Below are 26,292 nucleotides of genomic sequence, written 5' to 3'. Positions count from 1 at the left end.
CGGCACGCGACGGCGCACCGGCGGCGGGGTTCGCGCCCGGCGGCGGAGGCAGCCGGCGCGGCGGGGAGGGAAGGGTCAGAAATCGACCTGCGCGCTCAGCATGAAGGTGCGCGGCGCGCCTTGCGTCAGGTACGAGGCGCTGGTGAGCCAGTACGCCCGGTCGGCGAGGTTGTCGATGTTGAAACGCACCGTGGCGCGCTTGCCGGCCACGCGCGTGACGTAGCGCACGCCGGCGTCGAGCAGCGTGTACGAGGGCACCGACGCGGTGTTGGCGGCGTCGATCGGGCGCGCGCCATAGTACTGCAGGCCGGCGGTGAGCGTGAAGCCGGTGTCCGCCAGGCGGTATTCGGTGTACAGCGCGGCCTGCTGCTTGGGCGTGCCGTCCACGCGCTTGCCGTTGAGCTCCTGGGCGACGTTTTCGTTGCGGGCGTTGAGGAACAGCATGCTGGCGCTGACCAGCCACAGCGGCGTCACCTGCGCGCGTGCGGACAGTTCCAGCCCGTCGTAGCGCGCTTCGCCGTCCTGCGTGAACACGTTCGACGCATTGGTGTACGTGAGTCCGCGCTTGATGCGGAACAGCGCGGCGTTGGCTGACCAGTTGGCGCGCTCGGCCTTGACGCCCACTTCCATCTGCTTGCTCTTGAGCGGCGCGAACACTTCCTGCGCGTTGGCCGCGGACAGCGGCGCGGTCGAGCCCTGCTCCAGCGACTCGACGTAGCTGCCGTAGGTGGACAGCCAGTTCACCGGCTTGAAGATGAGCGCCGCCGTGGGCGTGGTGGCGCTCTTGTCGTAATGGTTGATGGTGTCCTTGATGCTGTTGCGGCGCACGCCGGCCACCACGTCCCAGTGCTGGCCGAGATGGAGCGTGTCCGAGGCGAACACGGCGCGCTGCGCGGCGTAGCTGCCGAGCGTGTCGGCGGGCTCGGCGGCGATGCCGGGGTTGGCGAAATTGCCCGGGTCGGCGAGGTTGCCGGTGCCGAGCACGGCGTAGTTCGACACGCTCGAATAGTAGGAGCGGGTGCGCCCGTAGGACAGGCCGAAGGCGAGGTCGTGCGAGACGAAGCCGGTGCGCGCCTTGCCGGTGACGAGCGCCTGCGCGTCGTCGGTCTTGAAGCGGTCGGTGCCGCCGTACTGGGCCTCGGTGTAGTCGCCCTGCGCGTTGGCGTAGACGGAGCCGTTCAGGTAGACCCGGTCCATGACCGAGCCGCGATAGGCCAGGCGCGCGTTCCAGTCTTCGGCGAAGCCCCAGTCGACGGCGGTGCCGTAGACCTTGGCGCGCGTCTCGTAGCTGGTGAACGGCGAGAAGATGCGCTTGCTGCCGCGGATCGGGCCGGGCGGCTGCGCCACGGTGAAGTCGCTGTCGGTGCCGCTGGCGTTGGGGAAGAGGCCCCAGGTGGAGGAGCCCTTGACCACGCGGTCCATGCCCAGCGCGTCCGCGCTCCAGACCAGGTTGGGCAGGATGCGCCAGTCCAGCGCCAGCGAGGCGGAACCGCGCTTGACGCGCCCGCCGTCGGTGACATAGCTGTCGCCTTCCTCGCCGACCAGGTTGGCGCGGTAGCCGAAGCGGTCGTCGGGGCCGAAGCGCCCGCCGAGGTCGCCGGCCAGCAGGAAGGTGCCGCTGCCGGTGACGGAGGTGAGCACGCTGCGCACGGGCGTGTCGGTGGGGCGCTTGCTGACGAAGTTGACCGTGCCGCCGGGCTGCGCGAAGCCGTAGAGGAAGCCGGTGGCGCCGCGCAGCACCTGCAGCTGCTCGAAGTGCTCCAGCGGCAGGTCGCCGCTCCAGCCGAAGACGTTGAGGCCGTCGATCTTGCGGCCGTTGAGCAGGTCCAGCCCGATGCCGCGGATGGCGATCTGCGAGGACAGGCCGCCGATGTTGTTGCTGGTGGGCGAGACCGAGGCGTCGTTCTTGAGCGCCTGCACCAGCGAGCCCGCCTGCTGGTTGTCCATCAGCGCGCGCGTGACCACGTCCACGCTGTAGGGCGTGTCGAGCAGCGCCTTGTTGCCCAGGGCGCCGAGGCTGGCGCTGTCCGCGCGGTAGGCCAGGCCGGCGGGCGGCTCGGGCTGGTCGGCCAGCGCGCGCACGGTGACGGGCGGCAGCGTGGCCTCGGCGCCCGGCGCCGGCGCGGCGACGATGGTGTAGGTGCGCGGACTGTTGGCCACCAGCCGCAGCCCTGAGCCGGCCAGCAGGCGGCCCAGCGCGTCTTCCACGCTGAGCGAGCCGCGCACGGCCGGCGCGCGGTGGCCTTCGGCCAGCGCGGTCGAGAACAGGATCTGCACGTCGGCCTGGCGCGCCAGCGCCGCGAGCGATTGCGCCAGCGGCTGCGCGGGCAGGTCGACCGCCAGCGCGGCGCTCTGCGCGATGGCGCCGGCGGCGAACAGCGCGGCCACGGCCGGCACGGCCAGAGACAACAGCCGCGCCACCGGGCGGCGCGCGGGCTGGTTACGAACGATCGGCTTCAATGATTTCTCCCGAATTCGGCCGGTGCATCCGGCCTTGTCAGAGAGTTGCCGAACGGGAGGCGCGGGATGTACACCTGCGCGCGGAAAAAATTTTCGGGTGCGCGGCGGCGGCCGGGGTTCGCCGCCGCCGCGGTTTGCCGATGTTCGCCGGCCGCCGCTAGTTGCCGCCCTGTCCGGCCCGCAGCGCCAGGTGCGCGCTGCCGTCCGCCGCGGTGCGCAGCGTGACGGGCAGGATGCCGGGCAGCAGCGGCAGCATGGCGTCGGCCTGGTCACGGTCGAACTCGGCGGACAGGCGCAGCGCCGCCGCCCGGCTGTCGTCGATGACGATGCGGCGCGCGGTGAACGGCTGCATCTCGCGCACCGCCTCGGCCAGCGTCAGGCCGTCGAACGAGAGCTTGCCGCGCCGCCAGGCGGTGATGCGCTCGGCGTCGACGCGGCTGGCCGCCGACGGCGCGCCGCCGTCAGGCACGTCCACCCGCTGGTTGGCGCCGACGCGGCGCGTGCCGCCGCCGGCGCTGACTTCCACGGCGCCTTCGAGCACCACCACGCGCGTGCTGCCGTCATGCCGGCGCACGTCGAACACGGTGCCGATGTCGCGCACGCGCGTGTCGCCGGCCTGCACCGTGAATGCGCGCGGGCCGTGGGCGACGCGGAACAGCGCCTCGCCGGCGGCCAGCGTGAGCCGGCGCGAGCGCAGGTGCCAGGCCACGTCGACGCGGCTGCCGCGGTCGAGCTCGATCTCGCTGCCGTCGGCCAGCACCTGCGTGGCGGGCTGGCCGGCCGCGGCGGTAACGTGATCGGTGCGGTATGCGGGATCGGCCACCCACAGCGCCGCGGCGAGCAGCGCGGCGCACGCGGCGGTGCCGGCCCGCGCGCGGCGCCGGCGCTCGCGGCGCGCCTGGGCGGCCTGCGTGATGGCCTCCACCGACGGGAAGCGCTCGCGCAGCGCCTGCTGGTACGGCGAGAGCGGATCGGCCGGCGCGGGCGGAGATGGCGGGGATGGCCGGGATGGCTGGGAGGAGGGCGGGGATGGTTCGGTCATGGGCGCGTCGGATCTGGCCCGGGCTGGCGCGGCAATCGGCTTCATGAGGCGGACCCCGGAGGTTGGGCGCTGGCGGCCAGTTCGTCAAGCGCCGGCGCGAGCAGGGCCATGGCGCGCGCCATGTGGCGCGCCACCATGCCGCGCGAGATGCCGAGCCGCTCGGCCACCTCGTCCTGCGGCAGGTCGTGCAGCCGGTGCAGTACGAAGGCGTCCCGGCAGCGCGGCGGCAGGGCGGCGATGCACGCCGCGAGCCGGTCCACCTGCTGGCGGAACGCCAGTGCCTGGGCGCCGTCCGGCGCGCTCGCGCCATGCGCCTGCGTTACCGCGGCCCATTCGTCCAGCGCCTGCTGGCGGGCCTGCTCGGCGCGGTAGCGGTCGATCGCGCGGTGCGTGGAGACGTGGCGCAGGAACGCCAGCGGCCTGGCGACGATGCCGGCCGGCGGGCGCTCCAGCACCTGCACGCAGACGTCCTGCACCACGTCGCGGGCGAAATGGCGGTCGCCGAAGCGGCGCCGGACGTGGTCGACCAGGTCGTCATAGTGCCGTATCAGGGTGGCGAACAGCGTGAGGTGGGCGGGGTCGCGTAGCACGGCCGGGAGAACCTGGTTCTGTCGAGGTGTGCACGATTATAAATGCGAATGATTGTCATTTGTGCGATGTATTCATGCCCGGCCCGCGCGCGGCGAACCGAGATCGAGGGTCTGGCGCAGCCACTGCGCGAAATCGGCGATCTCCGCGCGGACCAGTTCGTGGCCCATGTCGTAGAGGCGGGTCTCGCGGCGCACGCCGAGGCGCGCCAGCAGCGCGTCGGCGCGCTGGGCCCAGAACGCGGGCAGCTTGTCGTCGTGGCGGCCGTGGGCGACGAAGGCGTCGAGCGTGCGCAGCGCCTCGGGCGGGGCGATATGCGGTTCGATCTCGGGCAGGATGCGGCCGCTGAGCAGGCCGAAGCCGCTGACCTTGTGCGGCGCGCTGAGGCCCACGCTGGCGCTGACGATGCCGCCCTGGCTGAAGCCGGCGACGACGGTGGGTAGCGGCGGCAGGGCGTCGAGAAAGCGCAGCACGCGCGCGCGGCTGGCTTCGGCCTGCGCGGCGTCGATGACCGGGCCGCCGGCGGTGAAGCTGACCGGGAACCACGCGAAGCCGGACGGCCCCATGCGCAGCGGCGCGCGCAGCAGCAGCACTTCGAGGCCGTCGGGCCAGTCGCTTTCCAGCCCGGCGAAGTTGGTTTCGTTGCCGCCCACGCCGTGCAGCAGCACCAGCCGCGCGCGCGGCGCTTGCGGCTGGCAGGCGCGGCGGTAGTGCAGGCCGGAGTGGGGTTCCAGTTCGAGGCTGGCGATTCCGTTCGCGTCGTTCATGCGGCCACCTCGCGTTGCTCGGGCTGCGTGGATTGGGTTTGCGCCGGCGGGCCGTCGAACAGATAGCTGTCCATCGACAGCACGCCGTGCGTGATGCCGCCGTCGAGCACACGCAGCGTGTAGTTTTCGCCGGCGGCGCCGAGCGCGACGAACAGCGGCAGGAAATGCTCGTCGGTCGGGTGCGCGCGCGCGGCGCCGGGCGCGAGGTCGCGGTAGGCCAGCAGCTTGTCGCGCTGCCTGTCGCGCAGCGCGCCGGCGGTCCAGCGCGCGAAGTCGACCACATAGCTGGCCACATCGCCGGCCGCCTCCGGCGAGCCGTCGCGCGACGCGCGGAACTCGTACAGGTTGTGCGTGAGGCTGCCCGATGCCACGATCAGCACGCCCTGCTCGCGCAGCGGCCGCAGCGCCTGCCCGAGGCGCAGCGCGTCGGCCGGCGCGAGCGGCGCGGGCAGCGAGACCTGCACCACGGGCACGTCCGCCGCGGGCAGCAGGTGCATCAGCGGCACCCAGGCGCCGTGGTCGAGCCCGCGCTGCGGATCGAGCGTGGCGGGCCAGCCGGCGGCGCCGAGCAGCGTCTGGATCCGCGCGGCCAGCGCGGGCTGGCCCGGCGCGGGGTATTGCAGCCGGTACAGCGCTTCGGGGAAGCCGCCGAAGTCGTGGATGGTGGCCGGCGCGGCGCTGGCGCCGATGCGCACGCCGCCGCGCGTGTGCCAGTGCGGCGAGATCACGACCACGGCGCCGGGGCGCGGCAGCACCTGGCCGAGCGCGGCGAGGCTGGCGCCGGCCAGGCCCGGTTCGATGGCGAACGTGGGCGCGCCGTGGGAGACGAAGAGAACCGGGGATGCATGCTGCATCGGGGTGTTCATGGGGGCCTCTGCAAATCGGTGGGAACGTGATTCCGAGTGTATAGATTCGGTTGCAGGGATAAAGATGGTCTAATGCGACAAATCATCCCGGCAGGTGAGATAAAGGCAGGTGAACAAATGGATCGCGCCCTCGAGATGCAGGTGTTCTGCACGGTGGTGGACAAAGGCAGCTTCATCGCCGCCACCGAGCCGCTGGCCATGTCCAAGGCGGCGGTGTCGCGCTACGTGAACGCGCTGGAGGCGCGGCTCGGCGTGCGGCTGCTGCACCGGACCACGCGGCGGCTGTCGCTGACCGAGGAGGGGCGCATCTTCTACCAGCAGGCGCGCGACGTGCTGGCGCTGATGGACGCGGCCGAGGGCGCGGCGGCGTCCGGCTCGGAGGAGCCGGCGGGCGTGCTGCGCGTCAACGCGCCGCTGAGCTTCGGCATCGCGCACCTCGCGCCGCTGTGGGCGGACTTCATGCGCGCGCACCCGAAGATCGAGCTCGACATCAGCCTCAACGACCGCGTGGTGGATCTGGTGGAGGAGGGGTTTGACGTGGCGGTGCGCATCGCGCGCATGGAGGATTCGTCACTGGTGGGCCGCCGGCTGGCCAGCACGCGCATGCGCCTGTGCGCGGCGCCGGCGTACCTGGCGCGGCATCCGCCGCTGGCGCGGCCGGCGGACCTGCTGGCGCACAAGGTGATCGCGTACAGCCACTTCGCCTCGCGCAACGAATGGACCCTCACCGGCCCGGCGGGCGAGGCCACGGTGCAGACGCAGCCGGCGGTACGCTGCAACAACGGCGACACCTGCCGCGCCATCGGCCTGAGCGGCGGCGGCATCCTGCTGCAGCCGAGCTTCATGCTGGCCGACGACATCCGGCGCGGCGATCTCGTGGAAATCCTGCCGGGCTACCGCGCCATCGAGCTCGGCATCTACGCGGTGTATCCGTCGCGCAAGCACCTGCCGCCCAAGGTGCGGGCGCTGGTCAACTACCTCGTGGAGCGCTTCGCGGGCGTGCGCTGGGACGACTGACCCGGCCGGCTGGCCTGGCGCGCGCCGGGCGCTTGCGCCCGGCATCGGGCTGCGGCAAAATGCACAGCTTGCGGAGATGGCATGCCTCCCTTAACCGCCGACGGCAGCAACCTTGTCGGCTGATGATGCCTACGAGTTCCTGGACAGGGAAGTCGTAGGCTCGCGTCTGTGCGATCACCATGCGGCGTCCCGCCGTCCAGGTTTGTGTTCTGCGAATCTGGTCATCATGAAGAAAACATTCGTTCCGCCGGAACAACTGGCGATGCTGCCTTACCTGGGCCGCTGGCTCGTTCTCGCGTCCGCCGCCGGCGTGCTTGCCGGCACCGGCTCGGCCGCGCTGCTGGTCGCGCTGGACTGGGCCACGGCCACGCGCGTGTCGCATCCGTGGCTGCTGTGGCTGCTGCCGTTCGCGGGCCTCGCGGTCGGGCTGGCCTATCACTACCTGGGACAGTCGGTGGAGGGCGGCAACAACCTGCTCATCGACGAGATCCACGACCCCAAGCGCATCGTGCCCAAGCGCATGGCACCGCTGATTCTCGCCGGCACCGTGGTCACGCACCTGTTCGGCGGCTCGGCGGGGCGGGAGGGCACGGCGGTGCAGATGGGCGGCAGCTTTGCCGACTACCTCACGCGGCTGTTCCGGCTCGGCGCGCAGGCGCGCCGCATCCTGCTGATGGCGGGCATCAGCGCGGGTTTTGCCTCGGTGTTCGGCACGCCGCTGGCCGGCGCGGTGTTCGGGCTGGAGGTGCTGGCGATCGGGCGGCTGCGCTATGACGCGATCCTGCCGTGCTTCGTGGCGGCCATCGTGGGCGACCTGATCCCGCCGCTGCTGGGCGTGCATCACACCGCGTACGCGGTGCCGTTCGTGCCGCACCCCGGGCCGCTGACGCTGGGCGCGATGGTGCTGGCGGGCATCGTCTTCGGGCTGGCCGGCATGACGTTCGCCGAGGCCACGCACCGCCTGTCGCGCGCGCTCAAGCGCCGCGTCGCGTTCGGGCCGCTGCGGCCCCTGCTGGGCGGCGCGGTGGTCGCGGGCGCGGCCATGCTGATCGGCACCGACAAATACCTGGGGCTGGGCATCCCGACCATCGTGGCGGCGTTCCAGGGGCCGCTGCCGGCCTACGACTTCGCCGGCAAGATGGCGTTCACGGTGGCGACGCTGGCCTCGGGCTTCAAGGGCGGGGAGGTGACGCCGCTGTTCTACATCGGCGCCACGCTCGGCAACGCGCTGGCCTACGTGCTGCCGCTGCCGGTGCCGCTGCTGGCCGGCGCGGGTTTCGTCGCGGTGTTCGCCGGCGCGGCCAACACGCCGATCGCCTCGACCATCATGGCGATGGAACTGTTCGGCCCGGAGGTGGGCGTGTTCGCGGGCATCGCCTGCGTGGTGAGCTATCTGTTCTCGGGCCACACCGGCATCTATCCCGCGCAGCGCGTCGGCCATGCCAAGCGCGCGCGCGTGCCGGAGGGGTTGCGGCTGTCCGAGGTGCCGGCTTTCCAGCGCGCCGAGAGGGATGCCGCGGAGAAACACTGAGCGCGGCGCCCGCGCCCGCTCATTCGTCCGCGGCGCCGGCCGCGCCGCGCGCGGGCCGGCGCACGACGCGCAGCCTGGCGCTGTTGCCGCCGCCGCAGTAGAACCTGTCCGCGCCGTCGGACTCGAGCCCGGACACGCCGACGCCGGCCGGCATGTCGAGCTGTTCCAGCACTTCGCCGGTTTGCGGATCGATGCGCCGCAGGTCGCTCTGCTCGTTTTCCCAGGTGCCGTGCCAGAGTTCGCCGTCGACCCAGGTGACGCCGGTGACGAAGCGGCTCGACGCGATGGTGCGCAGGACCGCGCCGGTCTCGGGGTCGACCTGGTGGATCTTGCGCTCGCGGTACTGGCCGACCCACAGCGTGCCTTCGGCCCATGCCATGCCCGAGACGGCGCCGCCGCCGGGCGCCGGGATGGTGGCGAGCACGCGGCCGCTTTGCGGGTCGATCTTCTGGATGCGGTCTTCGGCGATCTGGAACAGGTGGCGGCCGTCGAAGGCGGTGCCGGCGTGCGCGGGGACCGCGATGGCGCGCACGGTCTCGCCGCTGGCCGGGTCCAGGGCGTTGAGCTTGTCGCCGCTGGCGAACCAGACGTGGCGGCCGTCGTAGGTGACGCCGCCGATCTGGTCGACGCCGGGGAAAGGGCCGTATTCGCGGAGGATTTCGGCTGCGGATGGTTTCATGTCTGTCCTCGTGGTCACGCGGTGGTGGAGTGCATCCTACTCACTCGGCAGCGGCGCGGGGAGTAACAAGGCCGTCGCGAATCCGGGCACGGGCGGGGTCATCCAGCGGCGCGCGCGGCCGTGGCCGCACGGCTGCACCTTGCCGGCGGCGGCCAGCGCGTCGAGCGCGCGCTGCACGGTGCGCTGGCTGGCGCCGAGCGCGAGCGCCAGCGCGGAGCTGGACCACGATTCGCCGTCGGCGAGGCAGGCCAGCAGCGCGGCGTGCTTGTCCTCGACCGGGCGCGCCAGCAGGACCACTTCGCGCGTGTTGCGCGGCGCCAGCACGAAGCCCCGCGGCGTGGCGTCCACGCCGGCCAGCGCGCGCAGCAACGCGCGCAGCCGGCCGATCTCGACGCGCAGCCGCGCGCGGTGCGAGGCGTCGGCGTGCCGGGTGCGGAAGGCCTGCGCGATGAGCGTGTCGCGCGGCACGTCGGCGGGCCACGCCTCGGCCAGCGCGCGGGCGAGCGCGAACAGGACCGGGCGCGTGGCGAGCGAGACCGCGTGGCCGGCGTCGCGCACCGCGTGGCGGCAGGCATCCACCACCAGCGCCGGCGATGCCAGCAGCGTTTCCACTTCATCGAGCAGCACGGGGCGCGACTCGCCATGCGCGACCACGCGCGCGGCGGGCGTGTCGAGGACGGCGCCGGCGTGTTCGACTTCCGCCAGCAGCGCGGGGATGCCCGCGTCGCGCGCGGCGAGCCTGGCGCGGGCGAGCGCGGCGCGCGCGGCCCGCGCATGCAGGCGCCGCAGCGCGATGCCCGCGGCGATCAGTTCGTGGGCGGCGCGCAGCGCGGGCGGCAGGGGCGCGGGGTCGAGCGCGGTGAGCGCGTGCCCGGCGGCGTCGACGCGGCCGGTCAGCAGCAGGTGCCGGATGGCGAGATAACCCGCATGCGCGGCGTTGACCGGGTCGCCGTGCGCGGCGAGCGTGGCGCGCGCCGCGTCGAGCGCGCGGGCGGGCCAGCCCAGGTCGCGCGCGGCCAGCGCGATCTCGGCCTCGGCGACCACGCAGCGCGCGCGCGCCACGGCTTCCTGCGGGCCGAAGGCGCGCGCGGCGCCGCGCACCAGCGCCCGCGCGCGCGCGCGCGCGAAATCGCCGAGCTGCGCCAGCGCGATGCCGCGCAGCGCGAGCGCGGGCGCGTCGTCGCGCAGGGCGATCCGGTTGAGCGCGCCGAGCGGATCGCCGGCCGCGAGCGCGCGCGCTGCCGCCGTGATCAGCGAGTCCATCGGAATCCCGCCACGCTTGTCACTCCCGCCGTTCGATGTCCGGGGCTAATCTAGCACACGACCATCCATCGGCCGGCGCGCCGGATGCGGCGCCGCGGGCCAAGCCAAGGAGGACGAACCATGACCACGCACATCACCGGAACACACGAGGAATGGCTGGCGGCGCGGCTTGCGCTGCTGGAGGAGGAGAAGGCGCTGACGCGGCGCAGCGACGCGCTGGCGCGGCAGCGGCAGGCGCTGCCGTGGGTGCGCGTGGACAAGGCGTACCGCTTCGAGACCGAGACGGGCGCGGCCTCGCTGGCGGACCTGTTCGGCGGGCGTTCGCAACTGCTGGTCTATCACTTCATGTTCGGCCCGGACTACACGGCGGGCTGCCCGTCCTGCTCGGCGCTCGCGGACGGCTTCGACGGCTTTGCCGTCCACCTGGCGCATCACGACGTCATGCTGGCGGCGGTGTCGCGCGCGCCGCTGGCGAAGCTGCTGGCGTACCGGCGGCGCATGGGCTGGACGTTTCCGTGGGCGTCCTCGCTCGGCGGCGACTTCAACTTCGATTTCAACGTCGCGGTCACGGAGGCGCAGCAGCGCGCGGGCGACGTGGAATACAACTACCGGCGCGGCGGCCACGCGATGGACGCGGCGCCGGTGCCGGAGCCGGTCGCGCGCTTCGCCGCCAGTTGCGGCACCGACGCGCCCACCTACTCGCGCGACCGGCCGGGCATGAGCGCGTTCGTGCTGGAGGACGGCGTGGTCTATCACACCTATTCCACCTACGCGCGCGGGCTGGACGGCCTGTGGGGCATGTACCAGTGGCTGGACCGCGCGCCCAGGGGACGCAACGAGACCGGCGTGTGGTGGCGCCGCCATGACGAATACGGCGCGCGTTGAGCAGGGCTTCCGGCGATGGCGGCGGCTGGCGGGAATGCGGCGCGGCGCGATGCCCGCGCCGCGCGCGTGACGTGCCGGATCAGGCGTTGAACGAGTCGTCGTCCAGGAAATCGTCGAGGCCGTCGTCGAGGCCGCCGTTGTCCAGCGCGGCATCCACGCCGGTGTCGCGCCCGTCCGCCAGCGCGCGGTCGTCGCTGCCGTAGAAGTTGTTGACGACGGTCTCGGTCGGCGCCTGTCCCGTGGCGGACTGCCCGAGGAAGCCGCCGCCGCCGTTGCGGTGGAACAGGCTCTCGATGCCCTGGAACAGGAACGCGCCGCCGGCCACGCCGGCCGCCGTGGTGGCGATGCCGCCCAGCGCGCTGCCGAAGCCGCCGCCGAGGAATCCGGGCCGGGCCGCCTGCGCGGGCATGGCCTGGGGTTCCGGCTGCAGCGGTGCCGGCGCGCTGGGCGGCGGCGCCATGACGGGGCGCGCCGCGGCGGCGGGGCTGGGGTTGGCGTTGGCGTGGACGCCCCAGGCGTTCTCGGTGTCGAGGAAGCGGCTGGCGCCGCCGGCCTGGGCGGCCTGCAACTGGCTTTGCAGCGTGGTGATCTGGGTCCTGGCCGAGGCCAGCGCGTGGTCGAGCAGCATGGCGCGCTGGACCAGCAGGTAGGCGGCATCGGGCTGCCGGGCGACGGCTTCGGCGATCAGCGCGTCGGCCTGCGGGTCCTTCGCGCCGGCGCGGGCCTGCGTCAGCTGGTTCAGGAAGCCTTCCAGCGCTTGCATCTCTTGGGGGGTCATGGCACCACCTATCCGGGTTGTTGAGTGCTCCCAGTCTAGGGGCCGAGTCTTAAGCAAGACTTAAATCGGGCAAGACCTGGCGGGATGCAAAACCGGCGGCTGTGTGGCGGCGCCTGCCTGCGCCGGGTCCGGCGCGGCGCGGGGGAGGCTACTTCTTCTTGGCGGCGCCATCGTTGCCGACGCGTGACTGCACGGCGCCGAACGGGGTGGCCGGCGCGGCGGGCTTCTTGGGCTGCTTCGGTTTCTTGGCTTCGCGATTACCGCGTAGTTGACTCTTGGCCATGATGTACTCCTGTGGCGTGGTGGTGCATTGCTTGCCGGAGGGCGCATCCAGCATACGCCGTTAACCGGCGGCCAAGGGAAATATCGTGCACGGTGCGGTCGGCCACATTCGCGCGCGGCGCTTCGCGCGGCGCGCGCCGCCGGACGCATACAATCGAGCGGTTTTCCGTCCACAAATTCCCCGGCCGCCCGGATGCGGGCAGTGCCTGGGCCTGGCCGTCGCCACCGTGGCGGGCTCGGGCGCTTCGCCGCTGTGACGCGGCGCGCCGCACGCGCATCGGACGCGGCTAGATGCCTTCGTATTCGCCGGGGCCGTCGGGCCACGGCGTGAGGATCTCCACGCCGTCCGCCGTCACCGCCACCATGTGCTCCCACTGCGCGGAAAGCGAGTGGTCGCGCGTCACCACGGTCCAGCCGTCGGGCAGTTCCTTGACGTGGCGCTTGCCGGCGTTGATCATCGGTTCGATCGTAAACACCATGCCTTCCTTGAGGCGCAGCCCTTCGCCGCGGTTGCCGTAGTGCAGCACCTGCGGCTCGTCGTGGTAGATGGTGCCGATGCCGTGCCCGCAGTATTCGCGCACCACGCTGAAGCCCTCGCGGTGCGCCACCGTCTGGATCGCGTGGCCCACGTCGCCGAGCGTGGCGCCGGGGCGCACCTGGCGGATGCCGGCCAGCAGCGCCTCGTAGGTGGTGCGCACCAGCTTGCGGGCCAGCGGCGCGGGCTCGCCGACGAAGTACATGCGGCTGGTGTCGCCGAACCAGCCGTCCTTGATGATGGCCACGTCGAGGTTGACGATGTCGCCGGCCTTGAGCACCCTGGCCGGCGACGGGATGCCGTGGCACACCACCTGGTTCACCGACGCGCACAGCGTCTTCTGGTAGCCGTGATAGCCGATGTTGGCCGGCGTCACCTTGAGTTCGTGGACGATGTAGTCGTGGCAGATGCGGTCCAGGTCCTCGGTGCTGGCGCCGGGCTTCACGTGGGGCGCGATCATGCGCAGCACGTCGGCGGCCAGCTTGCCGGCCTCGCGGGCGCGGGCGACTTCCGCCGGCGACTTGATCGGAACGCCGCGTCTCATCGCGCACCTCCGGCGGCGGCCAGGCGCGGCGCTTCGTCGGCCAGGATGGCGGCCAGGTCGAAATGGCCGGCCTGCTCGGCGCGCATGAGCAGCTGGCAGATCTGCGCGTGGTTCAGCGCCGGGTACAGCTCGGCCAGCATGCCGATGCGCATCCAGTGCTCGGCCTGCGCGTTGATGGAGCGGGACAGTGCACTGCTGCTCAGGCGCAGGTTCTCGTGCATCTGGTCCGAGATCTTGACGATACCCATGTTTTTTAATATACGAAACGTAAACGAATCGTATATTAACACGATGCCGGCGGCCGCGCCAAGGGTGCCGCAGATGGTTTGCCCGCAAGCGGTACTTGCCGTGCCGATCTTCTCGAAACGGCTTGCTAGCAGCGCAGATCGAAGAACCCGCTCGCCATGCGCCGGCCGTTCACGACCAGCTCGACCTCGTGGCGGCCCGGGTAGTGGGTGCGCGTGGTGAAGTCGCGGATATGCTGGCTGCGCCGCACGGACACGCGCTGCCCGCCCGGCAGCGACAGTGCCTTGAGCTTGAACACCTTGGCCGAGGTCGCGCCGGATTTCTTCACGTAGGTGATCCGGTAGTCGACCACGAGCCGCTGCGGCGCCGGCGAGGTCGACACCAGCTCGAACGACAGCGTGACCGCGTCGCCGAGCGCGATGCTGGCCGGCGTGACGGCGAACCGGCCGATCTCCACCAGCGGCGCGGCGCCCGCGCCGATCGCCGCCAGCGCGCGCGGGTTGCCCTGCTTGACCAGCGTGCGCAGCGCCTGCTTCACGATCCACGCGGTGCGCGGATTGCCGGCGGGCCAGGCCTCGACCCGGTCCAGCACCCAGTCCGGGTGCTGCTTGGTGATGTCGTTGAGGTGGTTGGCCACCGACTTGCGGACGTAGAGGCTGTCGTCCGCGCGCAGGTTGTCGATGATGTTCGCGGTCAGCGCCGGGTCGGCTTCTATCTCGCCGAGCCGGAAGGACCACGGCAGGCGCGGGCGGCTGCCTTCGCTGGCGAGGCGGCGCACCGCGTCGCTGCTGTCCGTGGACCACGTTTCCATGATGGCGAGCGCGCGCGGCAGGTCGTCGCGCAGGAATTCCCGGACCGCGAATTCCGACGTGCCGAACTGCGTGAAGAACTTCAGCGCGTTCATCGAGGCATCGAACGCGCGGCGTCCGGCATGGCGCCCGTATTGCCCGACGTAGTCGGGCGGCACCAGCGACATGAAGCCTGCGCCGATATGCGGCGCGGCTTCGGTCAGCATGCGCAGCGCGCCGTCGAAGCCGGCGGGGCAAGCCGCGTGGATGGCCACGCTCGCCTGGCGCACGCGCGCCATCAGGGTCAGGTCTTCCAGGCCGTCGAGCGCGACCGAGAGAAAGGTCTTGTCGTCGAAGTCGGGCGCAACGGCGCGCAGGCGCTTCGCCAGCTGGCGGAAGCGCTGCGTGTCCATTGCCAGTTTCAGCGGAGCTGGCGCAGCTTTGGTCATGGGTCTCGTGCCGGTCAGACCGCCGTTCGGTCTGCTGGCGGGAGCATAGACCAGGCTGCTGTCAGTTTCTGTCAGGAGACTTCGGGGAGCGTGAAGCGCGCGCGCGCGGCTGGCGGGGCGTGGCGAGTGGCGTGGCGAAAAACCGGCGCCGGAAAACAGAAAACCCCGCGGGCACGAGGCTTTGCGGGGCTCTGACGGATTGCTTGTTGCTACCTACTCACTGCTTTTTTACTGCTTTCTCACTGCGCTTTCTCACTGCAATACAGCTTCGTGGTGCCCAGGAGAGGACTCGAACCTCCACAGTGTTGCCACCGCTAGGACCTGAACCTAGTGCGTCTACCAATTTCGCCACCTGGGCAAGCTGAGCCGCGCATTTTACCCAAGGCATGGAAATTTGCAAGCGTCCGGTTCGCGATGGCGGGAAGGCGCCGGCGAAGTCCCGTCATGGGCCTGCGCCTGCGCCGGCTTGCGGCGGGTGGGGAGCCGCGCTCAGCGCCGTGGCCGGCGTGCTCCCCGGGGCTGTCCCTGCGTCAGGTCAGGAGGTTGAACGCGAACCCCAGCGCGATCGCGCCGCCGAGGGCTTCCAGTGCTGCCAGTGCGAGAAGGTTCTTCAAAACGAAGGCATCATCCTGCTTGGTCACCATGTCGTCTCCCGATATAGGAATCCACGGCCGAAGGTCGATGGCGGGCACCGCGATGGCAAGCACAGCGGTACGGGTCCACGCTCCAGCCACGTCTTGATGCGCGTTCAGTAGACCGCAACGCGGGGGCGGCGAAAAGTCGGCATAAACCCGTACCGCGGTACGGTGCAGAGCAGCATTCGCGCCGCCGTCCGCGGCCTCATGCCGCCGCCATTGCCTTCGGCCCGCCGGGCGCGAGGTTCCCCATGCCGGCCAGCGTCGCCTCCACCGCTTCGTCGAGCGGGGTGTGCGGCTCGTGTCCCAGCACCGCCAGCAGGCGCGCGTTGTCCATGCGCACGGGCGTGTTCCACAGGTAGCGCATCTCGCGCAGTTCGCGCAGCGTCGCCACGAACGGCGACGCCAGCGCGGCCAGCCACCACGGGAACGCGGCCACGCGCGGCGCGGCGCCGGTGCGGCGCGCCACCACGCGGCGGATGGCGCCGCTCATCTGCGTGCCGTCCGCGTCCCAGTGGCCCGCCATGTGGAACGCGGCGAAGGCGTCGAGCGTGTCGCGGCGCGCGAGCAGCTCGACCATCGTGCGGGCGACGTCGGGCAGGTAGGACCACTGGTGCCCGACGCCGCGCCGGCCCGGATAGCGGATGGTCTTCACCGGCTGCCCGGGTTTGACCAGCCCTTGCGAGAACCAGTTGTTGCCGGCGCCCGGCCCGAAGAAGTCCCCGGCGCGCACGATGATGACGCGGGCGCCCGCGCGGCTGGCCTGTTCCAGGCGCCGCTCGAGCTCGACGCGGATGGCGCCCTTGCGCGTGGCCGGGTGCTGCGGCGCGTCCTCGCGCAGCACGGGGAAGGCGTCGGCGCCGTAGTTGTAGACCGTGCCGGGCAGCACGATGGTCGCGCGCTGCGCGATGGCGGCGGCGATGGTGTTGTCGAGCATCGGCAGCACCAGCTGCTGCCAGTTGCGGTAGCCGGGCGGGTTGACCGCATGGACGATCACCGCGCAGCCCGCCGCGGCGCTGGCCACGTCCGCGGCGGCGAGCGCATCGCCGCGCAGCCACAGGATGCCGTCCCTGCGCCCGGTGGCGTGCGCCGCGCCGCGCCGGAGCGCGCGCACGTCCCAGCCCGCGTCGCGCAACTGGCGCGCCACTTCGCCGCCAGCGCCGCCGGTGGCGCCGAGAACCAGGACCGTGTTGCCGTTTGCCATCTTGCTCTCCGAAAAGGCGTGTCGATGGCGGTATTCTGCGAGCGGATGGGCTAAACGAAAATTACCGAATTCCGACTAGTCACTATACATTTACGCATGACCTCGAATATCGGCTGGGAACTCTACCGCTCCTTCCTCGGCGTGCTGAAGGCCGGCTCGCTGTCCGGCGCCGCGCGCGAACTGGGCCTGACCCAGCCGACCGTGGGGCGCCACGTCGCGGCGCTGGAGGCGGCGCTGGGCGTGGCCCTGTTCACGCGCTCGCAGGTCGGCCTCGCGCCGACCGAGGTGGCGCTGGGCCTGCGCGCCCACGCGGAGATCATGGCCAGCACGGCCGCCTCGCTCGAGCGCGCGGCCTCCGGTTATGGCGAAGGCGTGCGCGGCGTGGTGCGCGTGTCGGCCAGCGAGGTGGTCGGGGTCGAGGTGCTGCCGCCCATCGTCGAGCGCCTGCGGCGCCGGCACGCGGAACTGAAGATCGAGCTGGTCCTGACCAACCGGGTGCAGGACCTGCTGCGGCGCGAGGCCGACATCGCGGTGCGCATGATGCGGCCCGAGCAGGCGCAGCTGCTTGCCCGCCGCGTCGGCAACATCGAGATCGGCCTGCACGCGCGCAAGGACTACCTCGCCCGGCATGGCGCGCCGCGCCGGGTCAGCGAGCTGGCCGGGCACGCGCTGATCGGCTACGACCAGCCGAGCGCGTTCGTGCGCGCGGCCAGCCGGTCCTTCACGGGCTTCGACCGCGATGCGTTCTCGATCCGCACCGACAGCGACCTCGCGCAACTCGCGCTGATCCGCAGCGGCGCCGGCATCGGCATCTGCCAGGCCGCGCTCGCCGCGCGCGACGACACGCTGGCGCGGGTACTGCCAGGCGCGTTCTCCATGCAGCTCGACACCTGGGTGACGATGCACGAGGACCTGCGCAACAGCCCGCGCTGCCGGGTCACGTTTGATGCGCTGGTCGAGGGGCTGGTGGCCTACGCGCGGCCCTGATGCATGGCCGCGGGCGTCTGGCGCGGCGGCCGGGATTGCTGGTGCGTTCTTCCCCGCTCTTGCCGACACTGGCGGGCATGAGGTGACGCCGCAGGCATCGGCGCCGCCGCGCCGCCGGCGAATGTGGCGGCGTGGGCGCCCGCCTGCCGCGCCCGCCGCGCTGGTGCTTGCCTTGCGCGGCCATTTCCCGAACACTGCGGGGACCCTCGTGCCAGGCTGGCCGCCAGCAAGGAGCGCCGCGTGATCACACTCTATTCCTACCCGGACCTGTTCGGCGTGGAGGACAACAATCCCTACGGCCTCAAGGTCTTTGCCTTCCTCAAGCTGTGCGGGCTGGCGTTCGGGCATCGCCACATTCTCGACGCGCGGTCGGCGCCGCGCGCGCAGTTGCCCTACGTGGACGACGACGGCCACGCCATTGGCGACAGCGACGCCATCGTGCGCCACCTGACGCAGCACTACGGCTTGTCCATCGACGCGGCGCTGACCGACGCGCAGCGCGACCTCGATCACCTCGTGCGGCGCACGCTGGACGACCTGTACTGGGTGATGTCGTATTCGCGCTGGCGCGACGAGCGCTACTGGCCGGCGTTCATGGCGGCGCTGCTGCGCACGCATGCCGACCTCACCGAGGACGCGCTCCTCGCCGCGCGGCAGTACAACTTCGAGCGCTATTACTACCAAGGCATCGGGCGCTACGAGCGGGACGAGGTGTATGCGCGGGGCATGGCCGACCTTGCGGTGGTGTCCCGCCTGATCGGCGAGCGGGCCTTCCTGTTCGGCGACGCGCCGGCCAGCACCGACGCGGGCATCTACGGCTTCGTCGCCAACATCCATTGCTACGACATCGACACGCCGCTCAAGCGCTTCGTGCTGTCGCGGCCGAACCTGGTGCGGCACTGCAACGGCGTGCGCGCGGCGATGGGGCAGGGTGCGCGGTAGGGCGGCGGGCCGTTCGGTTCCTGGCGCGTGGCCGCGAGTCCTTCCTGGCGGTGCTTTCGGTCCCGCTTTCGGTGACGTTTCCGCCGGCATTTTCCGGTAATGTGCCGCGGTCGTCATGCCGCCCGCCATGCCAGGTTTAAAAACAATTCGTGAATTCGTTTTGGAAATTTCTTTATTGATTGTTTTATATCAATTGCCCGCGCGATTGAAGTTATGGCCGCCTTATTTCATGGAGAATTCGCCGCGAAATCAGACCGGGAGTGGCGAAATGGAAGAACGGAGTTCAATTTGGCGCGGGAATGGCCGCCGGCAATGAGGGGAATCCACAATGCCGGCATAGATATGATTGACCTCGCCTCATGGCGATGGCAGTGTCTTGAAAAAACGGCAAGGCATCCGTTTTCGCGGGACCGGATCCGGATATTCGATCAGACGCTGTCGGACGCTTATCGGAAATTTATCGGAAATTTATCGGACGATATCGGAAAATTCCTGTTCGATAAAAAGAGACGAGACATCTGCAAGCTGCCCGCGCGCCACGCTCGTGCGCCAATTTCACCGGCTGCGAAGCCATCGCCGTACCATAGCCGGGCTTTGATCATGCCGGAGCGCCGTGCCCGGGCGACGCGCTCCGCTCGCCGGGCACCGGCGCTTTTCATCACAGGGAGTCAATCTTGTCCGAATCGGCCATCTCGGACCGCCCGCCGTGGCGCCGCCATCTGCTGCTGGCCTGCGTCGCGCTCGTGCCGCTGCTGTTGTGCGCGGTGCTGAGCTGGACCGAGGCGCGCCGCCACGAGCGGCGCGAGGCGATGCAGGTCGCCGACCTCGTGCGCAACCGGGCGGAAAGCATACTCGGGCACGCGCGCCTGGTGGCGGGCCAGTTGCTGCCGCTGACGGAGCAGCCGTGCGCGCCGATCGCCAACCAGCTGGCGCGCGTGGGCTCGCTGGAGCCGTATTTCCGCTCCGTGCTGCTGACCGACCACGACCGCATCTATTGCTCGTCGATCGACGGCCCGGTGGACTACCCGCTGTCCTCGGTCAAGGCGTTCCCGGCCAGGGTGCCCGGCAAGCCGTGGACCCGCATGGTGAGCGGCTCGCCGCTGATGCCGGACCGCCCGGCCCTGCTGGTGGAGAAATCCGGCGGCGCGCGCTCGGTGCTGACCATCGTCGACGGCCAGCACCTGCTCGACCTGCTGCAGGCGGTGGCGCCGCTCGGCGGCTACAGCCTGGAGCTGCGCGTGGGCGACGGCATCGCCCTGCGCGGCGGCGTGCCGGAGGCCACCCGCGCGATGACCTCGATGCTGTTCGAGGGCGACGCCGACGTGTCGGGCACCCGGATCGGCGTGCGCGTGCACGGCCTGCGCGCGCGCCTGTACGCCGCGTGGCACGAGTTGCTGCAGCGTTTCATGCCGTTCGCGGTGCTGCTGTCGGGCGTGCTGGTGTTCCTCTGCCACCGGCTGCAGCAGGGCCGGCGCTCGGAGCGCGAGCAACTGCTGCGCGCCATCCGCGACGGCGAGTTCCGCGTCGAGTACCAGCCGGTCTACAGCGCCGCCGAGGACCGCTGCGAGGGCGCGGAGGCGCTGCTGCGCTGGGACCGCCCGGGCACGGGCCCGGTGCGTCCCGATACCTTCATCGCCACCGCGGAGCAGACCCACGTCATCGTGCCGCTGACGCGGCACCTGCTGGAGATGGTGGCGCGCGATTTCCGCGGCTGGCAGACCCGGCCCGGGTTTCACCTCGGCATCAACCTCGCCGCCGAGCACCTGTCGAGCCCGGGCCTGCTGGCCGACATGCGCGCCTTCCTGGCCGAGGTGTCGGCGCGCCAGCCGGTGGTGGTGCTCGAAATCACCGAGCGCGGCCTGGTCGAGAACCCGGAGCAGGCGCAGCGCAACCTGCATGCCCTGCGCGCCGAGGGCGTGCGCGTGGCCATCGACGACTTCGGCACCGGCTATTGCGCGCTGTCGTACCTGCAGCGGTTTCCGTTCGACCTGCTCAAGGTCGACAAGGGCTTCGTGCAGGCCATCGACCCGGAGCAGGGCAACGCGCCGGTGCTGGACACCATCATCGGCCTGGCGCAGCGCCTCGGCGCCGGGCTGGTGGCGGAGGGCGTGGAGCGGCCGGTGCAGTTCGACTACCTGCGCGCGCGCGGCGTGTCGTTCATGCAGGGCTTCCTGTACGCGCGGCCGATGCCGCCGCTGGAATTCGCGCGCTGGTACGCGAGCGCGGGGCAGCGCCGCTTGCCGAGCAGCGCCGGCGAGGCAAAAAAAAGCCCCGCTACGCCGCGGGGCAACTACCACGAAGACTGATAGGAAGAGGCGGAAGGACACCTGCCAATGCCGCATCCGCACAGCGGACTATAGGCAGGTTTTGTGACGGACCGAAGACGTTCGCATGAAGACGTGATGACGGCGCGTGATGACGGCGGCGATGGGCCGCGAGGTCGGCCGCCGCGTCGCGGAAAACGGTGGCGCGGGGCGGCGCGCTAGCGGAAGGCGCCCGCGCGCGCATCGCCTTAGCGCCCGCCCGCGGCCGGTGTGCCGAAGCCGCGCACGAGCGCGTCGAGCAGCGTGCGCACCGCCGGCACCAGCCCGCGCCGGCTCGGGAATACCGCGTGGACGATGCCGACCGGCAGGCGGAATTCCGGCAGCACGCGGATCAGCGCGCCTTCGTCGAGCGCGCGCTGCACGAAGTTGTGGGGCAGGCATGCCACGCCGGCGCCATCGCAGGCGGCGTGCAGCAGGGTGGACATGTCGTCGGTCGCCAGCCGCGGCACGTGATGAAAGGGCACTTCCGCGCCGCCCGGCCCGCGCAGCGGCCATACGTGCTTGTCGGCCATGCGCGCGGTGCCCAGCGTGGGCAGGCCGGCGAGCGCCGCCACCGTGGCCGGATGGCCGTAGCAGGCGAGCAGGCGGGGGCTGGCGACCAGCACCATTGCCGAGTCGCCGAGCGGCCGCACGGCCAGGTCGGAGTCGTCGAGCGGCGGCCGCCGCACGCGGATGGCGATGTCGAACCCTTCCTTCACCACGTTGACGCGCCGGTTGGTGGCGACCAGGTCGATGCGCACCAGCGGGTGTTCGGCCAGGTAGCGCGACAGGATGGCCGCCACGTCGCTGCGCAGCAGCCCCGGCGGACAACTGAGGCGCACCACGCCCTGCGGCGCGGAACGCACGCGCTCGACGGCTTCGCGCGCCGCGCGCGCCTCGCTTTGCAGCGCCACGCAATGCCGGTAGAGCGTCTGCCCGATCTCCGTCACGGTGACGCTGCGGGTGGTGCGCTGGAGCAGCCGCACGCCGAGCTGCGCCTCGAGTTCCGCGACGCGCCGGCTCAGCTTCGATGCCTGCATGCCGGTGGCGCGCGCGGCGGCGGTATAGCCGCCGTGCTCGACCACCTGGGCGAACAGCAGCATGTCGGTCACGTCGGGGAAATCGGGCAGGTCGGCGGCGGCGGGCAAAAGTGGCTCCTTTGAACTATTGCAAATATAGAACAATCCCTTGCCGCAGGCTGCCTTGTTCCGCACCTGGGCGCGGCCTATTCTGCTCCCACACCGGCGTGCCAATGGTGGCAGGCCGCAAGACACCGCAAGGAATCGCAGCATGGGCAACAAACTCGAAGGCAAGATCGCCGTCATCACCGGCGCCAGTTCCGGCATCGGCCTGGCCACCGCCAGGCGCTTCGTCGCCGAAGGCGCGCGCGTCTTCATCACCGGCCGCCGCCAGGATGCGCTCGACGCCGCGGTCGCGCAGCTCGGCGGCAATGTCACGGCATTGCGCGGCGACGTCGCCAGCCTCGACGACCTGGACCGGTTCTACGCGCTGGTCGGGCAGGAGGCGGGACGGATCGACGTGCTGTTCGCCAATGCCGGCGGCGGCGAGTTCGCGCCGCTCGGCACGATCACCGAGGCGCACTACGAAAGCACCTTCGATACCAATGTGAAGGGCACCCTGTTCACGGTGCAGAAGGCGCTGCCGCTGCTCAAGGACGGCGCCTCGGTGATCCTGACCGGCTCCACCGCCGGCTCCTCGGGCACCGAAGCGTTCAGCGTGTACAGCGCCAGCAAGGCCGCGGTGCGCAACTTCGCGCGCTCGTGGATCCTCGACCTGAAGCCGCGCGGCATCCGCGTCAATGTGCTGAGCCCCGGGGCCACGCGCACGCCCGGGCTGACCGGGCTGGTGCCCGAAGGACAGGCCGATGCGATCTACGGCCACCTGGCGGCCGCCACGCCGCTCGGCCGGGTCGGCGATCCGGCCGAGATCGCCGCCGCCGCGCTGTTCCTCGCGTCGGACGACAGCAGCTTCGTGAACGGCGCCGAATTCTTTGTCGACGGCGGGCTCGCGCAGGTCTGAGTCCCGGCAAGAAAAAGCCCGCCGCGCTGCCTGGCGCGGCGGGCGGGCTGCCTGGCATTGCCGGAAACGGCGCCGCCGGGGCCTCAGATCTTTTCGAGCAGCAGGCCCTTGAGGTATTCGCCTTCGGGGAAGGCCGCCAGCATCGGGTGGTCGGTGCCGGCCGACAGGCGCCGCAGGATGCGCGCGTCGACGCGCGCGTCGGTCGCCGCGCCGGCCACGATCTTCTGGAACAGCTCCATGCTGATCGCGCCCGAGCACGAGTACGTGAACAGCAGGCCGCCCGGGCGCAGCAACTGCATGCCGACCAGGTTGATCTCCTTGTAGGCGCGCGCGGCGCGGTCGATGTGCTGGGCCGACGGCGCGAACTTGGGCGGGTCGAGCACGATCAGGTCGAACTGGCGGCCCTCGGCGCGGAACTGGCGCAGCGTCTTGAACACGTCGGCGTCGAGCCAGGTGGCGCGCGCGGGGTCGAAGCCGTTGAGCGTGACGTTGCCGGCGGCGGTCTTGAGCGCTTCGCCCGACGAGTCGATCGAAGTCACGGCGGTGGCGCCGCCGCGCAGCGCGGCCAGCGAGAAGCCGCCGGTGTAGCAGAAGCAGTTGAGCACCTCGCGGCCGGCGGCGAGGTCGCCGACCAGCTTGCGGTTGTCGCGCTGGTCCACGTAGAAGCCGGTCTTGTGGCCGTTGCGCACGTCCACGTAGTAGCGCACGCCGTGCTCGGTGACGTTGAGCGCCGGGTCGGGCTCGGCGCCGGCCAGCACGCCGGTGACCAGCGGCAGGCCTTCGCGCTCGCGCACGGCGGCGTCGGAGCGCTCGTAGACGTTGGGGCAGCCGGTTTCCTTGACCAGCGCCTGCACCAGCGCGTCCTTCCAGGCTTCCACGCCGGCCGAGTTGAACTGGCACACCAGCTGGCCGCCGGCGCCGCTGCCGTAGTAGTCGACGATCAGGCCCGGCAGGCGGTCGGACTCGCCGAAGACCAGGCGCACGGCGTTGCTGTCGGCGACCCACTGCTTGCGGTGCGCGAGCGCGGCGGACACGCGGCGCTTGAACATGGCGTGGTCGACCGGCTCGTTCTCGTCGAAGCTCCACACCCGCGCGCGGATCTGCGAAGAGGGGCTGTACGCCGCGCGCGCCAGGAAGCGGCCGTCGGCGGCGCGCACGATCACGGTGCTGCCCGGCTCGCAACGGCCTTCGGTGGCGGCCACGCCGGTGGCGTAGACCCAGGGGTGGCGGCGCAGCAGCGATTTTTCCTTGCCGGGCTTGAGGGTGATGGTGTTCATGGTTTTTTTGGTTTTGGGGCTGGCAGCGGCGGGCAACGAAGCCGGGGGTTTTTTCGGCACGGCGGCATTCGCAAGCCCCCGCCCTCTCCCCCGGCCCCTCTCCCGCGGGCGGGAGAGGGGAGGAACCCCCGGGGCGATCGACGAAGCCGCGAATGGGCCCACACCGCGAGAGCTGGCCCAGGCAAGGTGTTCCCCCTCTCCCCTCACGGGGAGAGGGCCGGGGAGAGGGGCGGTTTAGCTAGGAGCCACATCAAGCGGGGCCAGCGGTTTTGTCCAGCGCAGAGGCGAGAAACGAAGCCGCCGGTTTTTTCCAGCACGGCAGCATTCGCAACCCCCGCGCCCTCTCCCGCAAGCAGGAGAGGAGCGCGAACTACAGCACGATCTTGACCATCGGGTGCGAGGTCAGCGCGCGGTACAGGTCGTCGAGCTGCTCGCGGCTGGTGACCCACACGGTGATGGTCAGGCCGAGGTAGTTGCCGTTGCGCGAGGGGCGCATTTCCAGCTTGCCGGCGTGAAAGTCGGCGTCGAACTCCTGCACCAGCGTGACGATGGCTTCGGCGAAGCCGTCCTGCATGCTGCCCATCACCTTGATGGGGAAATGGCTGGGGTATTCGATCAGCGATTCGGACGGCGGGATGTCGCCCGGCCTGCCCTTGGGGTCGTCGGTGCTCATGGCAAAGCCCTCCTGCTTACTTGCGCTTGAACCACAGGCGGATGGTATCCCACAGGCGGCCGAAGAAGCCGGCCTCGGGCACTTCCTCGAGCGCCACCACCGGGAACTCGGCCACCTTGGTGGCGCCGTCCATCAGCTTGACGGTGCCGACCTGCTGGCCGGCGGCGATCGGCGCCACCAGCAGCTCCTGGCGCTCCAGCACCGGCTTGATGCGCGCGCCCGTGCCCTTGGGCACGGTGATGAAGGTCTCGTCCTTGACGCCGATCTTGATGGTGGACGCGCGGCCCTTGTAGATGTCCGGCGTGGCCAGCACCTGGCCGCGGTCGTACAGGCGCAGCGTGTCGAAGAACTGGAAGCCGTAGTTGAGGATCTTCAGGCTTTCCTGCGTGCGCACGGCTTCGGTGGCGGTGCCGATCACCACCGAGATCAGGCGGCGCGAACCGTTCGGCACGTTGGCCAGCGGGCGCTTGGCCGACGAGATCAGGCAGTAGCCGGCCGACTTGGTGTGGCCGGTCTTGACGCCGTCCACGGTCGGGTCGATGTAGAGCAGACGGTTGCGGTTGGGCTGGCGGATCTTGTTGTAGGTGAATTCCTTCTGCGAGTACATGCCGTAGTACTCGGGGAAGTCCTTGATCAGGCGCGTGGTCAGCGTGGCCAGGTCGTTGGCCGTGGTGTAGTGGTTCGGGTCGGGGATGCCGTCGGTGTTGGTGAAGTGGGTGTTCTTCATGCCCAGTTGCTGGGCCTGGCGGTTCATCATCGCCACGAAGCCTTCTTCCGAGCCGCCCACGGCTTCGGCCAGCGCCAGCGCGGCGTCGTTGCCGGACTGCACGATCAGGCCCAGCAGCAGGTCCTGCACGCTGACCGGCTTGTTGGGTTCGAGGAACATGCGCGACTCGTCGCTCTTGACCTTGAGCACCAGCGTGGTCGGCACCACGGTCTGCTCCAGCGTCAGGCGCTTTTCCTTGAGCGCGGCGAAGGCCAGGTAGGCGGTCATCAGCTTGGTCAGCGAGGCCGGCTCGATGCGCTGGTCGGCGTTCTGCGAAGCCAGGGCCTGGCCGCTGGTGGCGTCGAACAGCATCCAGGACTTGGCCGCGACCTGCGGCGTTGGCACGCCCTGGGCGCGCGCGGGCGCGGGGGCGAGCAGCGTGGCGGCGCCGACCACGGCGGCGGTGGCGGCGGCGGCCAGGACGGACGTGTTGGCGGACGCGAGAAGCGGCGTGGCTCTATTCAACATGTTTCAGTTTCCGACAAAAAAATGGGTACGGGCAAGGCGCGGGCGGGGCGGGCAGAAGCGCTGCCGCGTCACCGCTCCCACGCATTGACGACGAGCTGCTTGATCAGGTGCAGCTTGCGGTGAAAGAAGTGGTCGGCGCCGGGAATCACGATCACGGGCAGCTCCTGCGGGCGCGCCCAGTCGAACACGCTCGCCAGCGGCACGGTCTCGTCCTGCTCGCCGTGGATGACGATGGTGTCGGCCGGCACCCCGGCCACCTGCCAGCGGCTGGGGGCGG

General features: G+C 71.0%; 24 protein-coding genes, 1 tRNA gene, 1 pseudogene and 1 riboswitch. Of the genes and pseudogenes, 7 read left to right on the top strand and 19 right to left on the bottom strand.

The genetic code is table 11. The annotated features are described in order from the left end of the window. Nucleotides 1-75: 75 nt before the first annotated feature. The 5 genes from K206_RS0121555 to K206_RS0121535 all read right to left on the bottom strand — a co-directional run bounded on the left by K206_RS0121555 (nt 76) and on the right by K206_RS0121535 (nt 5,723). On the bottom strand, nt 76-2,460 hold the full coding sequence (locus K206_RS0121555) for a TonB-dependent receptor (RefSeq protein WP_196812906.1): 2,385 nt from the start codon (nt 2,458-2,460) through the stop codon (nt 76-78). Between the two features lie 157 nt (nt 2,461-2,617). Continuing rightward, a complete protein-coding gene (locus K206_RS0121550) occupies nt 2,618-3,502 on the bottom strand; it encodes a FecR family protein (RefSeq protein ID WP_029043910.1) in 885 nt (294 codons plus the stop codon). Nucleotides 3,503-3,543: 41 nt separating this feature from the next. Further along, the gene (locus tag K206_RS0121545) at nt 3,544-4,092 is read right to left on the bottom strand and encodes an RNA polymerase sigma factor (RefSeq protein ID WP_020204463.1); all 549 of its coding nucleotides are present in this window, start codon (nt 4,090-4,092) and stop codon (nt 3,544-3,546) included. A gap of 72 nt (nt 4,093-4,164) precedes the next feature. Next, nucleotides 4,165-4,857 carry an alpha/beta hydrolase gene (locus K206_RS0121540; RefSeq protein ID WP_020204462.1) on the bottom strand — a complete coding sequence of 231 codons (693 nt, stop codon included), beginning with the start codon at nt 4,855-4,857 and terminating at the stop codon, nt 4,165-4,167. Continuing rightward, a complete protein-coding gene (locus K206_RS0121535) occupies nt 4,854-5,723 on the bottom strand; it encodes a class III extradiol ring-cleavage dioxygenase (RefSeq protein ID WP_020423859.1) in 870 nt (289 codons plus the stop codon). The genes K206_RS0121540 and K206_RS0121535 overlap by 4 nt, the downstream gene beginning before the upstream one ends. Nucleotides 5,724-5,840: 117 nt before the next feature. On the opposite strand from K206_RS0121535, the gene K206_RS0121530 reads away from it, so the two are divergent. Both K206_RS0121530 and K206_RS0121525 read left to right on the top strand, forming a co-directional pair. Then, complete coding sequence (locus tag K206_RS0121530; protein WP_020204460.1) at nt 5,841-6,740, top strand: LysR family transcriptional regulator; 900 nt, start codon at nt 5,841-5,843, stop codon at nt 6,738-6,740. Between the two features lie 63 nt (nt 6,741-6,803). Next, nucleotides 6,804-6,879: riboswitch (Fluoride riboswitch) on the top strand. An 87-nt stretch (nt 6,880-6,966) separates the two neighbouring features. Next, nucleotides 6,967-8,271, top strand: a complete 1,305-nt coding sequence (locus K206_RS0121525; RefSeq protein ID WP_029043908.1) for a voltage-gated chloride channel family protein — start codon at nt 6,967-6,969, stop codon at nt 8,269-8,271. A gap of 19 nt (nt 8,272-8,290) precedes the next feature. Here K206_RS0121525 and K206_RS0121520 read toward each other — a convergent pair whose 3' ends face one another. Both K206_RS0121520 and K206_RS0121515 read right to left on the bottom strand, forming a co-directional pair. Beyond that, complete coding sequence (locus K206_RS0121520; RefSeq protein ID WP_020204458.1) at nt 8,291-8,950, bottom strand: DUF5074 domain-containing protein; 660 nt, start codon at nt 8,948-8,950, stop codon at nt 8,291-8,293. A 36-nt stretch (nt 8,951-8,986) separates the two neighbouring features. After that, on the bottom strand, nt 8,987-10,213 hold the full coding sequence (locus tag K206_RS0121515; protein ID WP_020204457.1) for a hypothetical protein: 1,227 nt from the start codon (nt 10,211-10,213) through the stop codon (nt 8,987-8,989). Between the two features lie 120 nt (nt 10,214-10,333). Here K206_RS0121515 and K206_RS0121510 point away from each other — a divergent pair, with 120 nt between their 5' ends. Further along, nucleotides 10,334-11,098, top strand: coding sequence for a DUF899 domain-containing protein (locus K206_RS0121510; protein WP_020204456.1), 765 nt, complete (start codon nt 10,334-10,336; stop codon nt 11,096-11,098). A 79-nt stretch (nt 11,099-11,177) separates the two neighbouring features. Here K206_RS0121510 and K206_RS0121505 read toward each other — a convergent pair whose 3' ends face one another. The 7 genes from K206_RS0121505 to K206_RS0121470 all read right to left on the bottom strand — a co-directional run bounded on the left by K206_RS0121505 (nt 11,178) and on the right by K206_RS0121470 (nt 16,559). Continuing rightward, complete coding sequence (locus K206_RS0121505) at nt 11,178-11,876, bottom strand: DUF2076 family protein (protein ID WP_029043907.1); 699 nt, start codon at nt 11,874-11,876, stop codon at nt 11,178-11,180. A 148-nt stretch (nt 11,877-12,024) separates the two neighbouring features. Beyond that, nucleotides 12,025-12,213, bottom strand: a complete 189-nt coding sequence (locus K206_RS38925) for a hypothetical protein (RefSeq protein ID WP_020204454.1) — start codon at nt 12,211-12,213, stop codon at nt 12,025-12,027. Between the two features lie 232 nt (nt 12,214-12,445). Then, nucleotides 12,446-13,237 carry a type I methionyl aminopeptidase gene (gene map, locus K206_RS0121495; RefSeq protein ID WP_020204453.1) on the bottom strand — a complete coding sequence of 264 codons (792 nt, stop codon included), beginning with the start codon at nt 13,235-13,237 and terminating at the stop codon, nt 12,446-12,448. Continuing rightward, a complete protein-coding gene (locus K206_RS0121490) occupies nt 13,234-13,485 on the bottom strand; it encodes a ParD-like family protein (RefSeq protein WP_020204452.1) in 252 nt (83 codons plus the stop codon). Before K206_RS0121490 ends, map begins: the two co-directional genes overlap by 4 nt. A 125-nt stretch (nt 13,486-13,610) precedes the next feature. Beyond that, a complete protein-coding gene (locus K206_RS0121485; RefSeq protein WP_029043906.1) occupies nt 13,611-14,720 on the bottom strand; it encodes a DNA alkylation repair protein in 1,110 nt (369 codons plus the stop codon). 271 nt (nt 14,721-14,991) lie between these two features. Then, nucleotides 14,992-15,078, bottom strand: a tRNA-Leu gene (locus tag K206_RS0121480). A 482-nt stretch (nt 15,079-15,560) separates the two neighbouring features. Further along, nucleotides 15,561-16,559, bottom strand: a complete 999-nt coding sequence (locus K206_RS0121470) for an NAD-dependent epimerase/dehydratase family protein (RefSeq protein ID WP_020204449.1) — start codon at nt 16,557-16,559, stop codon at nt 15,561-15,563. Between the two features lie 96 nt (nt 16,560-16,655). Between K206_RS0121470 and K206_RS38920 the strand changes: the two genes are divergently transcribed. The 3 genes from K206_RS38920 to K206_RS38915 all read left to right on the top strand — a co-directional run bounded on the left by K206_RS38920 (nt 16,656) and on the right by K206_RS38915 (nt 20,794). Beyond that, on the top strand, nt 16,656-17,546 hold the full coding sequence (locus K206_RS38920) for a LysR family transcriptional regulator (protein ID WP_020204448.1): 891 nt from the start codon (nt 16,656-16,658) through the stop codon (nt 17,544-17,546). A 240-nt stretch (nt 17,547-17,786) separates the two neighbouring features. Then, the gene (locus K206_RS0121460; protein WP_020204447.1) at nt 17,787-18,488 is read left to right on the top strand and encodes a glutathione S-transferase C-terminal domain-containing protein; all 702 of its coding nucleotides are present in this window, start codon (nt 17,787-17,789) and stop codon (nt 18,486-18,488) included. 674 nt (nt 18,489-19,162) lie between these two features. Next, nucleotides 19,163-20,794 (top strand): EAL domain-containing protein, encoded by a 1,632-nt coding sequence (locus K206_RS38915; protein ID WP_020204446.1) that lies wholly within the window; start codon nt 19,163-19,165, stop codon nt 20,792-20,794. Nucleotides 20,795-21,000: 206 nt separating this feature from the next. Here K206_RS38915 and K206_RS0121450 read toward each other — a convergent pair whose 3' ends face one another. Beyond that, the gene (locus K206_RS0121450; protein WP_020204445.1) at nt 21,001-21,939 is read right to left on the bottom strand and encodes a LysR substrate-binding domain-containing protein; all 939 of its coding nucleotides are present in this window, start codon (nt 21,937-21,939) and stop codon (nt 21,001-21,003) included. Nucleotides 21,940-22,081: 142 nt separating this feature from the next. On the opposite strand from K206_RS0121450, the gene K206_RS0121445 reads away from it, so the two are divergent. Next, the gene (locus K206_RS0121445) at nt 22,082-22,831 is read left to right on the top strand and encodes an SDR family NAD(P)-dependent oxidoreductase (RefSeq protein ID WP_020204444.1); all 750 of its coding nucleotides are present in this window, start codon (nt 22,082-22,084) and stop codon (nt 22,829-22,831) included. An 83-nt stretch (nt 22,832-22,914) separates the two neighbouring features. Here K206_RS0121445 and K206_RS0121440 read toward each other — a convergent pair whose 3' ends face one another. The 4 genes and pseudogenes from K206_RS0121440 to K206_RS38910 all read right to left on the bottom strand — a co-directional run. Beyond that, complete coding sequence (locus K206_RS0121440; RefSeq protein WP_020204443.1) at nt 22,915-24,108, bottom strand: class I SAM-dependent rRNA methyltransferase; 1,194 nt, start codon at nt 24,106-24,108, stop codon at nt 22,915-22,917. Between the two features lie 370 nt (nt 24,109-24,478). Beyond that, on the bottom strand, nt 24,479-24,781 hold the full coding sequence (locus K206_RS0121435; protein WP_020204442.1) for a YbeD family protein: 303 nt from the start codon (nt 24,779-24,781) through the stop codon (nt 24,479-24,481). Nucleotides 24,782-24,797: 16 nt separating this feature from the next. After that, nucleotides 24,798-26,015: a D-alanyl-D-alanine carboxypeptidase family protein gene (locus K206_RS0121430; RefSeq protein ID WP_020423858.1), complete on the bottom strand. Its 1,218-nt coding sequence runs from the start codon at nt 26,013-26,015 to the stop codon at nt 24,798-24,800. 68 nt (nt 26,016-26,083) lie between these two features. Further along, nucleotides 26,084-26,292 (bottom strand): annotated as a pseudogene (locus tag K206_RS38910) (alpha/beta hydrolase); the annotation flags it as partial.

The organism is Cupriavidus sp. WS (genome assembly GCF_000395345.1).
Lineage (GTDB): Bacteria > Pseudomonadota > Gammaproteobacteria > Burkholderiales > Burkholderiaceae > Cupriavidus > Cupriavidus basilensis_B.
This window is presented reverse-complemented; position numbering and strand designations above follow the sequence as displayed.

Excerpts from the sequence above, each read along its gene's own strand:
- K206_RS38920 (WP_020204448.1), top strand. The coding sequence starts at position 16,656 with ATGACCTCGAATATCGGCTGGGAACTCTACCGCTCCTTCCTCGGCGTG.
- K206_RS0121445 (WP_020204444.1), top strand. The coding sequence starts at position 22,082 with ATGGGCAACAAACTCGAAGGCAAGATCGCCGTCATCACCGGCGCCAGT.
- K206_RS0121505 (WP_029043907.1), bottom strand. The coding sequence starts at position 11,876 with ATGACCCCCCAAGAGATGCAAGCGCTGGAAGGCTTCCTGAACCAGCTG.
- K206_RS0121525 (WP_029043908.1), top strand. The coding sequence starts at position 6,967 with ATGAAGAAAACATTCGTTCCGCCGGAACAACTGGCGATGCTGCCTTAC.
- K206_RS0121490 (WP_020204452.1), bottom strand. The coding sequence starts at position 13,485 with ATGGGTATCGTCAAGATCTCGGACCAGATGCACGAGAACCTGCGCCTG.
- K206_RS0121540 (WP_020204462.1), bottom strand. The coding sequence starts at position 4,857 with ATGAACGACGCGAACGGAATCGCCAGCCTCGAACTGGAACCCCACTCC.
- map (WP_020204453.1), bottom strand. The coding sequence starts at position 13,237 with ATGAGACGCGGCGTTCCGATCAAGTCGCCGGCGGAAGTCGCCCGCGCC.
- K206_RS38925 (WP_020204454.1), bottom strand. The coding sequence starts at position 12,213 with ATGCTGGATGCGCCCTCCGGCAAGCAATGCACCACCACGCCACAGGAG.
- K206_RS0121440 (WP_020204443.1), bottom strand. The coding sequence starts at position 24,108 with ATGAACACCATCACCCTCAAGCCCGGCAAGGAAAAATCGCTGCTGCGC.
- K206_RS0121535 (WP_020423859.1), bottom strand. The coding sequence starts at position 5,723 with ATGAACACCCCGATGCAGCATGCATCCCCGGTTCTCTTCGTCTCCCAC.
- K206_RS0121530 (WP_020204460.1), top strand. The coding sequence starts at position 5,841 with ATGGATCGCGCCCTCGAGATGCAGGTGTTCTGCACGGTGGTGGACAAA.
- K206_RS0121510 (WP_020204456.1), top strand. The coding sequence starts at position 10,334 with ATGACCACGCACATCACCGGAACACACGAGGAATGGCTGGCGGCGCGG.
- K206_RS0121550 (WP_029043910.1), bottom strand. The coding sequence starts at position 3,502 with ATGACCGAACCATCCCCGCCCTCCTCCCAGCCATCCCGGCCATCCCCG.
- K206_RS0121485 (WP_029043906.1), bottom strand. The coding sequence starts at position 14,720 with ATGACCAAAGCTGCGCCAGCTCCGCTGAAACTGGCAATGGACACGCAG.
- K206_RS0121515 (WP_020204457.1), bottom strand. The coding sequence starts at position 10,213 with ATGGACTCGCTGATCACGGCGGCAGCGCGCGCGCTCGCGGCCGGCGAT.
- K206_RS0121470 (WP_020204449.1), bottom strand. The coding sequence starts at position 16,559 with ATGGCAAACGGCAACACGGTCCTGGTTCTCGGCGCCACCGGCGGCGCT.
- K206_RS0121430 (WP_020423858.1), bottom strand. The coding sequence starts at position 26,015 with ATGTTGAATAGAGCCACGCCGCTTCTCGCGTCCGCCAACACGTCCGTC.
- K206_RS0121435 (WP_020204442.1), bottom strand. The coding sequence starts at position 24,781 with ATGAGCACCGACGACCCCAAGGGCAGGCCGGGCGACATCCCGCCGTCC.
- K206_RS0121520 (WP_020204458.1), bottom strand. The coding sequence starts at position 8,950 with ATGAAACCATCCGCAGCCGAAATCCTCCGCGAATACGGCCCTTTCCCC.